Raw genomic sequence first — 10722 nt, forward strand, 5'->3', positions numbered from 1 at the left:
GGAATAATGGACGCGATGGGAATAGCCGTCAAGGGGCACGTCCCATCCCGGCAACTGGCCGACCGGTAATCTCACCGACCGTGAGCAACGAGGGCACGACCGCGATCCGCGTCGGACTGCACGAGGTGGCCGGCCTGCGCTGGCCCAAGCAGCCGCTGGCCGGCGACGGACCGGTCGAGACGGTCGCCGTGCCGCTGCCGCGCCTGCCCTGGTCCAAGGCCGCGATCGAGGTGCCGCTCGGGGCCGGCGCGGCGCGCGCCGTCGAGCGGGTCGGCCGACTGCGCAAGATCTTCGGGTACGGGGTGGCGCCGGTCGTGATCCTTCTCTTCGTGGTGGCCGACGTGCTGCTGCTCTGGGGCCGCTTCGGCGACCTGCGGCCCTCCGGAAACGTCTTCCTGATCCTGGGCCTGATCGGCGTGCTGCTGGTCCTCACCGGCCTGGTGCCCGACCAGGTGTCCCGGATGACCGGCGCGCCCTATGTGAGCCGCGGCGAGCTGCGTTTCCCGGCCGCGCGCACCGACGCGGTGGAGCAATTGGTGAAGCTCAACCCGAAGGCGACCGTGCAGCTCAGAGGCTGAGGTTTCGCGGTTACCCCTTTAGAATCCACATCTCCGCGGCCTCGTGCAGCACCTTCACCGTGGCCGGGTCGCCGCTCGACTCGCGTAACGCCCGGGCCGGGATGATGCCCGACGGGCCGACCTCGCTCAGCCACGGACCGGCCAGCGCGGTGCGGTTGACCATCTCGAAGATGCTCACCACCTCGGCCGCCGCGGCCACCCGGCGCGCCGCGGAGTCGGTGCTCAGCACCGGCCCGGCGCACCAGCCGCGGAATTCACCCACCGAATTCGCGCCGGACAGATAGGCCGTGAGCTCGTCGCCCAGCACCTCGACGCAGATCTCGACGGCCGCACGCACCGGCCCGTGACTCACGGTCCGCGCGGGACCGTGGACCGTGGCCCGCCCGCGCACGGAGACTGAAGTCATGACGTCAGGCTAGCTCTCGGGCGCGATCGGAGCCAGGTACAGGTCGTTGACCCGATCCGCCAGCACGTCCAGCGCGGGCCGGCCCATCTCGATCGCGGCGATGAACGCGGCCCACGAGTCCAGCGGGAACTCGTCCACCTCGGGCACCGGTTCCGCGGTCAGATAGGCCGGCAGCAGCATCGCGTTGTGGAACAGCCAGGGCACGTAGCTGCCCTCCGCGTCCCAGCCGTGCAGCTCGCGGGTGCGATAGAGGTGCTCGCGCAACTCGTCACGGGTGGTCCAGCTCAGCATGTGCGCGTCGTGCTTCAGGTTCTTGATGTACGGGTTGTAGAGATGCCCCGGCCCGAATCCGAAGGTCTGCCGCCACTGTGCCCAGAGCAGCGCCTCGTCCCGGCCGCCCAGCGTCAGCACGTCCCCGGTCGGGCTCTCCAGCAGCATGCTGTTCAGGTAGGGCCACAGGGTCAGCGGGATCAGCAGCCGGCTGGCGTCGGTGCGCAGCATGGACTGCACGATCGGCCACGCGTTCGCCTCCAGCGCGTCCCAGTCGGCCAGGTGCGGCACCGCCTTCACCGCGGCCAGCATGCTGTAGAGCGACGGGTTCCGGTCGCTGTAGAAGATCCGCCGGGCCACGCCCCACGGGTCGGTCGGGCGCAGCAGCGACTCCGGCGACGGGGTGCGCGGCAGCCGCTGGCTCTGGTCCACGAACTCGCCCAGGCTGACGAACCGCACCGGCGCGCCCTGCGCGGTGCGGCCGATCCAGCGCACCAGGTCGGCCCGGAAGCTGTCCGCCGACTCCGCGGTGCGGGTGCCGACGTCGTCCAGCACCATCCGGACCTCGACGCCGAGCCGGGCCAGCGCGCCGGCGGTGAACGCCTGCACCATGTGGATCACGGAGGCGCGGGGACGCAGCCGCACCGGCCACAGCACCCGGGACGGGCGGCGCGCGCCCTGCGCCTGGTTCACCCAGCCGAAGCGTCGTTCCAGCTGCAGCAGCAGGCCGTTCACGTCGGCCGGCGGTTCGGAGTCGGGCTGGGTGACTAGCTGCCGCTCCCACTTGTGGTGCCGGGTCATGTGCCGGCGGCCGGGCGCCCGCGGCGGCACGATCACGCCGGCCCGGTCGGCCAGCGCCGGGAACAGCCGGTCGGTGTCCACCCCCGGGAAGCACTCCACGTCCGTGCCGGTCTGCACCTTGAGCCGGGCGCCGATCCGCAACGCCTCCTCGGGATCGGCGTCGTTCAGCCCCCACAGCACACGCACCCGCCGGCGCCGGGCCACCACCGCGATCGACGAGGCCAGCGTGCCCGCCCAGTCGCTGCTGCCGAGCACGCAGATGGTGTCGCCGCGGATCAGCCCGGCGATGCCCTCGGCCAGCTCGGTGGCCGAGGCCAGCCGGGCCGGGTCGTGCAGCAGCCGGGGACCGCGGACGTGCAGCGTGGGCCGCCAGAAGCCGTGCAGGTGGAAGACCCGGATCGCGCCGTCGGTGCCGGCCGACGTGCCGTAGCCGCCGCCCAGATCCAGCGGCAGGCTGATGGCGAGACCGTTCGCGGCGCGTACGGCGAGCTCGATCAAGGGGTCGAAGTTGGTGGTCAGCACGCGGTTGTCGAAGGCCACGGCGGCCTGGGACAGCAGGTGGCCGAGCGCCTGCACGCCGCGCGGGAGCTGCCAGCCGTAGCGCTCGTTCTCCAGCGCCTCGCCGACGCCGCGCTCGATCCGCTGCCCCAGACCACGGGTGGCCAGCGGCGACTCCATCGGATCGTCCGGCGTGTACGCCTTCAGCACCGCCTGCTGCGCGATCACGTCGAACGCCCCGGCCGACACCCAGTCGGTGAACACCCGCCGGTATGCGCGATAGACGTCCACCGGCTCGGCGGCGCCACCCACCCGCGCCCGGGCCTGCGCCAGCGCCCGTTGCAGCGAGCCCTCGTCGTTGCGGCCGGCCGCGTATTGATCCGCGATCTCCAGCAGGCCGGGCGCCCGCGGCACCACGCTCGCGGTCAGTCCGGAGCCGAGCATCAGGGTGATCTGCTCGGAGCCGGAGAGACTGGCGGAGAGCCGGGCCAGCAGCAGCGCCTCGCCGGTGCTGAGCTCCTCCTCCGGGGTGTCGGTCATCGGGCCGCCTGCAGGGACTGCCACAGCTCGCCGGGTCGCTCGGTGAACACCTGCCGGGTCGGCCGCCGGCTCGCGATCAGCTCGCCGCGCTCGATGTACTCCTCCAGCTCGCCGGGCCGCCAGCCCAGATAGCCCACGAAGACCCGCATCGTGTCCACCGTGTCCTCGAGGTTCTCCGGCAGATGGGAGAGCGCGATGGTGCCGAGCCGCTCGTCGTCGTCCTGCCGCAGCGGGGTGAACCGCAGCGGCGGCGCGGCGCCCGAGCGCAGCATGGTCAGCACGATGTAGCCGTCGCGGGCCACCGGGCCGCCGTGGAAAAGCATCGTCGGGGTGCTGATCAGCGGGCGCCAGCGATCCGGGAACTCGCGCGGGACCTCGCGGTCCGGGCGAGTCAGGCAGACGCCCAGGGCGCCGGTCGCGTTGTGCCGCAGCACCAGGATCGCGCGCTGGCCGAGCTCGTCGTCGATGAACCAGGGCGCCGCGTAGAGCACCGTGCCGGCCAGGTCGCGGCGCGGGAGGCGGGCGTTGTGCACCAGCGCGATGGCGGCGCCGAAGTCGCGGGCGCGCATCTCCGGGCGTTCGAAGCCGCGGCGGAGCATCGCGTCGCGTACCGAACGCCAGATGGTCTCCACGGTCAGAGCCGGCGGCGTCGGCTCGCGCGGAGCGGGCTGGTAGCCCTCCCGCAGGAACCGCAGCAGCTCGCCGGTGAACGCGGTGTGGATCTCGCCGTGCGGCGCCCGGGCCCGGCGGTTGGCCGGCGCCGAGACCAGCAGGCAGGTGCCGTCGGTGGCGGCCTTGTCGGCCACCGCGTCGGTGCCGGTGAATCCGCTGCCCAGCTCGGAATCGGCCCGCCCGGAGTAGCAACAGTCCAGGATCACCAGCCGGCGCCGGGCGCGGGTGCCGGCCACCGCCCACCGGATCCAGTCGTAGGGCAGACCCTCCTCGTGCGGCGCGTCCGGATCGCAGGCCGGCAGCGCCAGGATCAGCTTCTCGTCGTCCGCCGGGTCGACCAGCCCGTGCCCGGAGAAATAGACCAGCAGCAGGCCGTCCCGCTCGGTCGCGGCGGCCGCCTCGCGCACCACCCGGCTCACCTCACCGGGGCTGGCCGGATCGAGCAGCACGTGCAGGTTTTCCGATGGCACGCCCCAGTAACCGGCGTCGGCGAGCAACTCGGCGAAGCTGGTGACGTTGTTGCGCACCGGGGTCAGGTTCGGCAGGTGCTGATAGCCGGAGACGCCGATCAGGACCACCTGGGACAGCGCCGGTGTGGCGACCTCGCTCATGGCCTACCGCTGCTCCAGCTCACGCAGCGCCGTTTCCAGGGCCTCCGGGGTGGACGCCTCGATCCGGGTGGTGCCGCCGTCCGGGTCCACATGGGTGATCACCAGCTCCGGGGGCCGGGGCCGGGACTGCCGCCACTGGGTGATCGCGAGCACCAGCTGCGCGGCGGAGAACCCGCTGCCGATGATCAGCGTGAGAACGTCGATCAGGGTGCCCAGTTCCTCGGGATCCGGGTTGTCCGCATGGGCAAGCCGCCCGTCCGAACGGGCACCGGGCTCATCCCGCAACCACCGGAACAGCGACTCGCCGTCCTCGGCCGACGCACACGTCAACCGCACCTGAACTGGCATTGCCTCCCCATCTTCGCCGCATCGAGGTATTTAACTGCTGAATTGCCCGGACCTGGAAAGTTATCACCGCGCTTCCAGGGCCTGGCGTTTGTGCCCCGTCGTCGGGCTAGATTCATGGGGTGGCGCGCAAAATGAGGATTCCCGCGACCAAGTATCCGGTGGAACGGCTCACCCTAGACAACGGCCTGCGGGTGGTTCTCACACCCGACCGCAGTGCACCCGTGGTCGGTGTGGCCGTGGTCTATGACGTCGGCATCCGCTCCGAGCCGGAGGGGCGCACCGGATTCGCGCACCTCTTCGAGCATCTGATGTTCCAGGGGTCGGGCAATCTCGAGAAACTGGCGCACTTCCGGCACGTGGCCGGGGCCGGCGGCAGCTTCAACGGCTCCACCCACCTGGATTACACGGACTATTTCGAGGTGCTGCCCTCCGGCGGCCTCGAGCGAGCGCTCTTCCTGGAGGCGGACCGCATGCGCGGGCCGCTGCTCACCGAGGAAAATCTCCGCAACCAGGTCGACGTGGTCAAGGAGGAGATCCGGGTCAACGTGCTGAACCGGCCCTACGGCGGCTTTCCCTGGCTCAAGCTGCCGCCGGTGATGTTCTCGACCTTCCCCAACGAGCACGACGGCTACGGATCCTTCGAGGATCTGGAGAGCGCCACGGTGGCCGACGCCGAGGAGTTCTTCCAGCGCTACTACGCCTGCGGCAACGCGGTGCTGTCGGTGGCCGGCGACTTCGACGTGGCCAAGACCACCGCGCTGATCGAGCGCCACTTCGGCGACGTCGAGGCCCGGCCGGCGCCGATCCGCCCGGACTTCTCCGAGCCCGACCTGACCGCGGAGAAGCGCGAGTCGTTCACCGACCGGCTGGCGCCGCTGCCCGCGGTCGCCTCCGGCTGGCGGGTGCCCGATCCGATCGGCGCCTTCGACGACTACCTGCCGTTCGTGGTGCTCGCCGAGGTGCTCACCGACGGCGACGCGTCCCGCCTGGTCGAGCGGCTGGTGCAGCGCGACCGCACGGCGACCAGCATCGGCGGCTACATCGGCTTCATGGGCGACGAGTGGCAGGTGCGCGACCCCACGGCGATCCTGCTGCAGGCGCACATGCCGCCGGGCGGTGACGTGGACAAGGTGCTGCGCACCATCGACGAGGAGCTGGACGGGCTGGCCACCGGCGGGCTGCGGCCCGGCGAGCTGGAGCGCACCCAGGCCCGGATGGCGACGCATCTGCTGCGCGACACCGACGCGGTGCTCGGCCGGGCACTGCCGATGGCCGTCCTCGAGGAGCAGCGCGGACGTCCGGAGATGCTCAACGAACTGCCCAAGCTGATCGGGGAGGTGACCGAGGCGCAGATCGTCGCGGCCGCCGCGACTTTGCGGCCGGAGCGCCGCGCCACCGTCGAGGTCGTACCGGGAGCCGCTGCATGACGCCGTCCACAGCCCCACCGCCGCCCAAGACCGGCCTGAAGGCAGAGCACAAACTTCCGGACCTGTTGCCGGACAGCAAGATTAAGTTGCCCAAGCAGGCCGAGCGCACGCTCTCCAGCGGGCTCACCGTGATCGCGATCCGGCGCCCGGCCGTGCCGCTGGTCGAGCTCCGGCTGCGGGTGCCGTTCGGCCGGGCGCCGCTGCCCCGCGCCACCCTGCTGTCGCAGGCGCTGTTCACCGGCACCAGCGAGATGTCCAGCATCGAGATCGCCGCCGCGCTGCAGACCGTCGGGGGCGGGCTGTCCGCCGGGCTCGACCCGGACCGCCTGCTGGTCACCGGCAACGCGCTGTCCTCCGGGCTGGAGCGGATGCTGGAGCTGCTGGCCGCGGTGCTGACCGATCCGGCCTATCCGGCGGACGAGGTCGCCGTCGAGCGCGACCGCCTGGTGGACCATATCCAGGTGGCCCAGAGCCAGCCCGCGCACCTGGCACGCACCGCGCTGCTCAAGCGGATGTACGGCCGCCACCCGTACGCGATCCAGACCCCCGAGCCGGACCAGGTTCGCGGGGTACGCCCGGCACAACTGCGCGCCCTGCACGCCGACCGGGTCCGCCCGGACGGCGCCGTGCTGGTGCTGGTCGGCGATCTGAGCCCGGAGAAGGCGATCGACGCCGCCGACAAGGCGCTGGGCAGCTGGACCGGGCCGGGCAAGGACGGCAACGTGCCCGCGGTGCCCGACCTCGAACCCGGCCCGCTGCTGCTGGTGGACCGGCCGGGCGCGGTGCAGTCGTCGCTGCGGATGGCGATGCCCGCGGTGGCCCGCACGCACCCGGACTACGCGCCGCTGCAACTGGCCAACCTGGTCTTCGGCGGCTACTTCTCGTCGCGCTGGGTGGAGAACCTGCGCGAGGACAAGGGCTACACCTATGGCCCGCACACCTCGATCGAGCACTTCATCGCCGGCTCCGCCCTGGTCGCGGCCGCCGAGGTGGCCACCGAGGTGACCGGCCCGTCGTTGCTCGAGACGCTCTACGAGCTGGGCCGCATCGCCAGCCTCCCGCCCAAGGAGGAGGAGCTCGAGCAGGCCCGGCGATACGCTCTCGGCACGCTCCGGCTCGGCATGTCGACACAGGCCGGCCTGGCCGGGCTGGCCAGCATGTACGCGAGCTTCGGCCTCGGCCTGGACTTCCTGACCGAGCATTCGGCGTCGCTGTCCGCGGCGACCCGCGAGCAGGTGGCCGAGGTCGCCGCGCGCTACCTGGCGCCGGCCCAGGCGGTCACCGTGGTGCTGGGCGACGCGGACATCGTGGAAGGACCGCTGTCCGCCCTCACGACGGTGGAGCGCGACGCCTGATGGCGGACGGCTTCGCGGAGCAACCGGACATCGGCGAGCAGCCCGGCGACCCGGGGATGCCGCCGCTGGCGCGCACCACGCTGGACCGGGCCGCGCATCGCCGGCGTGACCCGGAGTGGCTCGAGCAGGCCTGGAAGTCCGGCCTGGTGCTGGTGGTGAACGCCGCCGACACCGGCCGGGCCCTGGTCCGCGACCGTCCGGACGGCGACTCCGCCGAACTGGTCCTGCTGGACTCGGCGAACGCACCGGACGGCGAGCGGCTCTTCCTGGGCGTGGATCCGGACGGCACGCCGCTGTTCACGGTGAACGCGGAACTGCCGGAGATCGACGGCGCGCGGGGTCGCACCCTGCGCGACGTCGGTCACCTGCTGGACGACCGGGACGCCGGACTCTTCAGCGCGGCGGCGGCCCTGGTGAACTGGCACGTGTCGCACCTGTTCTCGCCGCGCACCGGTGCTCCGACCACGGTCACCGAGGCCGGCTGGTCGCGCACCGACCCCGACGGCGGGCAGATGTGGCCGCGCACCGACCCGGCGATGATCGTGCTGGTCCACGACGGCGTGCCCGGACCCGAGGGCCGCTGCCTGCTCGGGCGCAACGCGGCCTGGCAGATGCCGGACGGGAGCCTGCGGTTCTCCACTCTGGCGGGCTTCGTGGAGCCGGGCGAGTCGGCCGAGGCCGCCGTGCTGCGTGAGGTGCGCGAGGAGGTCGGGGTCACCGTTCGCAGCCTGCGATACGAGGGCAGCCAGGCGTGGCCGTACCCGGGAAGTCTGATGTTGGGTTTCTCCGCCCGGGCCGACCGGAGCGATGAGATCGTGGTGGAGCCGGAGGAGATCGCCGAGGCACGGTGGTTCACCCGCGGCGAAATCGCGTCGATGCGCGCCGACGACTACCAGGATCCGATTACCGGAGTGCCGGTGCGACTGCCGATGAGTGCTTCGATCGCGCTCTTTTTGATCGAGCGCTGGCTGGGCGATTTCGCCCGGTAAGGGAATCAGATTTGTCGAAGCAATAGAGTTCCTCAAATTCTGATGCAACCCACCTGTTACCGCGTGCGTCACCTTCCGAGGAGATGGAAGGTGGTAAGCCCATGACGCAGGTCATCGCTCCGGAGTGGACCCCCATGACGGCCGAGGAGCGCGAACAGTTCGACCGCGACGGCTACCTGGTCGTCAGGTCGGTGCTGAACGAGGAGGAGATCGCGCGGGCCCGCACCGCCATTCTCCGATTCCGCGAGAAATCCGGTGAGCTCGGTGCGCTGCACCAGCTTTCCGCAGTTACGGCCTGCCCCGAGCTGGCCTTTCTGCTCGACCACCCACGCGCGTTCCGCTATATCTGGTCGCTGCTGGGCTGGAACATCCACGTCTACCACTCGCACATCGACGTGCACCCGCAGATCCACGAGCGGAAACCGGACTGGTGGCACTGGCATCAGGACGGCGGCCGGCAGAACCGCGAGCTGGAGACGGATCCCCGGCCGCGGATGTCGGTGAAGCTGGCCTATTGGCTGTCCGACGTCAGCGAGACCGGGCGCGGCAACTTCACCGTGCTGCCCGGCAGCCACCTGACCAACTGGCTGCCCGGCCCGCCGAGCCGGGGCGTGCCGTGGCCGGCGCCGGTGGGTGCCACGCAGATCACCGCGAACCCCGGCGACCTGGTGGTGTTCGACCGGCGGCTGTGGCACGCGAGGTCGGACAACTACTCGTCGATCACCCGGGTGGGCGCGTTCTTCGGGTACACGTACCGGTGGGTGGCCGGCCGCGACGACACCGCGGATCTGCCCGGCACGCCCGGCTGGGCGGGCTTCACCGAGGTGCAGCGCCAGCTGCTCGGCCACGCCGGCGACGGCAGCGGCGACCACGCGTGGGGCCACGACCCGGCGACCACACCGCTTTACGGCGAACTCGAGCGGCACGGGGCCCTGGACTCCAGTATCCCGGCCCTGATCCCCTGAAGTCCGTAAAGTCCGCTATGTGATTGCCACTTCCACTGGTCAGCAGGTGCTGACCTCACTGCGGGCCGAGGACCGCGCCCCCGTCGGGGAGCGCCCGGCCCCGGCCCGGCTGATGCGCGAGGTGTTCGCGGTCGCGGTTCGAAGGTGCTTCGCCGGCCGCGACCCTCGCGACATCACGCCCTATGTCCGCTCCCTGCTCGAGCGTCGCGAGGTGCCCGCGGACGGGCAGGCGGCCCGCGAGATGGAGGCGGTGATCCGCACCGCGCTCGGCGAGCCGGAACTGGCCGCCGGCATCCCCGACCAACGCCGGCTGGGGATGATGATCCTGGTCGTCGGCGACCTGGCGCGCGGTGCGGCGGCGGAGGGCGCGGGCTCGGACGCCGAGTTGCTCGAGGCCCTGGTCGCCCAGGCGGAGACCCGGGTTTCCCGGTTCGATCCGCCGCCGGACGGCCGCCCGTGGCGTCGGCGGAGCCCCCGATGACCGCCGTCTTCTCACCGGCCGGCGCCTTTCTCCGGGCGACCGCGACCAACTGTCCGGCGCCCGACGTGCCCGGCGACGAGAGTCGTCCGGTCTTCGCGGCGGCGTTCCGGCTGGCGGTGGGGTTGCGCTTCCGGCCGGACGCGCCGCTGGCGGCGATCTCCGGCACCGTGCGGGAGGCGGCCCGCCGTCATCCCGAGCTGACCGTCCCGGTCCGGGAGGCGGAGATGCTGATCCGCGAGGCCCTCGGCGAACAGGTCCCCACCGCGGACATCCCCACCGCCGACACGATCAAGATCCACGTCCTGATCTTCGCCGCGCTGGTCGAGGAGCTGGCCCTGACCGACCTCGAACTGGACGAACTGATCACCCAGGCATCCGCTTAACCAAGATCAAGATCCCCGGATCGCAGCGGGGTGGGTGGTAACTGACCATCGCTCCCGCCGGGGCGGGTCCGGGCGGGTGCACGCTCCGCTCTGCACCCGTCCTCCCCGCGACGTCCGTGCTCCAAGCTCCCATCGCTGACGCTCAACCGCCCGCCCGCCCGCCCGCGCGGCCGACCCGGCATGCCGCGTCACAAAGTCCTGTCCGGCAAGGTCGAGCTGGGCACTTGTCGGCCAGAGTTCGGCCGGCCAGAGTGCGGCCGGCCAGAGTGCGCCCGGCCAGAGTGCGCCCGGCCAGAGTGCGCCCGGCCAGAGTGCGCCCGGCCAGAGTGCGCCCGGCCAGAGTGCGCCCGGCCAGAGTGCGCCCGGCCAGAGTGCGCCCGGCCAGAGTGCGCCCGGCC

Annotated in this window: 12 protein-coding genes; 7 read left to right on the forward strand and 5 right to left on the reverse strand. The window is 71.8% G+C overall.

Features of this window, described 5'->3' with window-relative positions; all coding sequences use genetic code 11:
* The first annotated feature begins 80 nt into the window (after nt 1–80).
* On the forward strand, nt 81–578 hold the full coding sequence (locus ACZ6TI_RS26120) for a hypothetical protein (RefSeq protein ID WP_465347758.1): 498 nt from the start codon (nt 81–83) through the stop codon (nt 576–578).
* A gap of 10 nt (nt 579–588) precedes the next feature.
* Here ACZ6TI_RS26120 and ACZ6TI_RS26125 read toward each other — a convergent pair whose 3' ends face one another.
* The 4 genes from ACZ6TI_RS26125 to ACZ6TI_RS26140 are packed head-to-tail and all read right to left on the reverse strand — an operon-like array spanning nt 589 to nt 4724.
* On the reverse strand, nt 589–984 hold the full coding sequence (locus tag ACZ6TI_RS26125; RefSeq protein WP_465347759.1) for a hypothetical protein: 396 nt from the start codon (nt 982–984) through the stop codon (nt 589–591).
* 9 nt (nt 985–993) lie between these two features.
* The gene (locus tag ACZ6TI_RS26130) at nt 994–3093 is read right to left on the reverse strand and encodes an SIR2 family protein (RefSeq protein WP_465347760.1); all 2100 of its coding nucleotides are present in this window, start codon (nt 3091–3093) and stop codon (nt 994–996) included.
* Nucleotides 3090–4376 carry a YqgE/AlgH family protein gene (locus ACZ6TI_RS26135; RefSeq protein WP_465347761.1) on the reverse strand — a complete coding sequence of 429 codons (1287 nt, stop codon included), beginning with the start codon at nt 4374–4376 and terminating at the stop codon, nt 3090–3092. The genes ACZ6TI_RS26130 and ACZ6TI_RS26135 overlap by 4 nt, the downstream gene beginning before the upstream one ends.
* A gap of 3 nt (nt 4377–4379) precedes the next feature.
* On the reverse strand, nt 4380–4724 hold the full coding sequence (locus ACZ6TI_RS26140) for an effector-associated constant component EACC1 (RefSeq protein ID WP_465347762.1): 345 nt from the start codon (nt 4722–4724) through the stop codon (nt 4380–4382).
* A 131-nt stretch (nt 4725–4855) separates the two neighbouring features.
* Between ACZ6TI_RS26140 and ACZ6TI_RS26145 the strand changes: the two genes are divergently transcribed.
* The 6 genes from ACZ6TI_RS26145 (at nt 4856) to ACZ6TI_RS26170 (ending at nt 10324) form a co-directional block, all read left to right on the forward strand.
* On the forward strand, nt 4856–6151 hold the full coding sequence (locus ACZ6TI_RS26145; RefSeq protein ID WP_465347763.1) for a M16 family metallopeptidase: 1296 nt from the start codon (nt 4856–4858) through the stop codon (nt 6149–6151).
* Nucleotides 6148–7506 carry a M16 family metallopeptidase gene (locus tag ACZ6TI_RS26150; RefSeq protein ID WP_465347764.1) on the forward strand — a complete coding sequence of 453 codons (1359 nt, stop codon included), beginning with the start codon at nt 6148–6150 and terminating at the stop codon, nt 7504–7506. The genes ACZ6TI_RS26145 and ACZ6TI_RS26150 overlap by 4 nt, the downstream gene beginning before the upstream one ends.
* The gene (gene nudC / locus ACZ6TI_RS26155) at nt 7506–8495 is read left to right on the forward strand and encodes an NAD(+) diphosphatase (RefSeq protein ID WP_465347765.1); all 990 of its coding nucleotides are present in this window, start codon (nt 7506–7508) and stop codon (nt 8493–8495) included. The genes ACZ6TI_RS26150 and nudC overlap by 1 nt, the downstream gene beginning before the upstream one ends.
* 101 nt (nt 8496–8596) lie before the next feature.
* Nucleotides 8597–9460, forward strand: a complete 864-nt coding sequence (locus ACZ6TI_RS26160; RefSeq protein ID WP_465347766.1) for a phytanoyl-CoA dioxygenase family protein — start codon at nt 8597–8599, stop codon at nt 9458–9460.
* Between the two features lie 19 nt (nt 9461–9479).
* A complete protein-coding gene (locus tag ACZ6TI_RS26165; protein WP_465347767.1) occupies nt 9480–9941 on the forward strand; it encodes a hypothetical protein in 462 nt (153 codons plus the stop codon).
* Nucleotides 9938–10324 carry a hypothetical protein gene (locus ACZ6TI_RS26170; protein ID WP_465347768.1) on the forward strand — a complete coding sequence of 129 codons (387 nt, stop codon included), beginning with the start codon at nt 9938–9940 and terminating at the stop codon, nt 10322–10324. Before ACZ6TI_RS26165 ends, ACZ6TI_RS26170 begins: the two co-directional genes overlap by 4 nt.
* Before the next feature lie 142 nt (nt 10325–10466).
* On the opposite strand, the gene ACZ6TI_RS26175 is transcribed toward ACZ6TI_RS26170, so the two are convergent.
* Nucleotides 10467–10722 (reverse strand): hypothetical protein (locus ACZ6TI_RS26175; protein WP_465347769.1); only part of this gene is annotated, 256 nt, incomplete at its 5' end.

The organism is Actinoplanes sp. NPDC051388, from assembly GCF_055586225.1.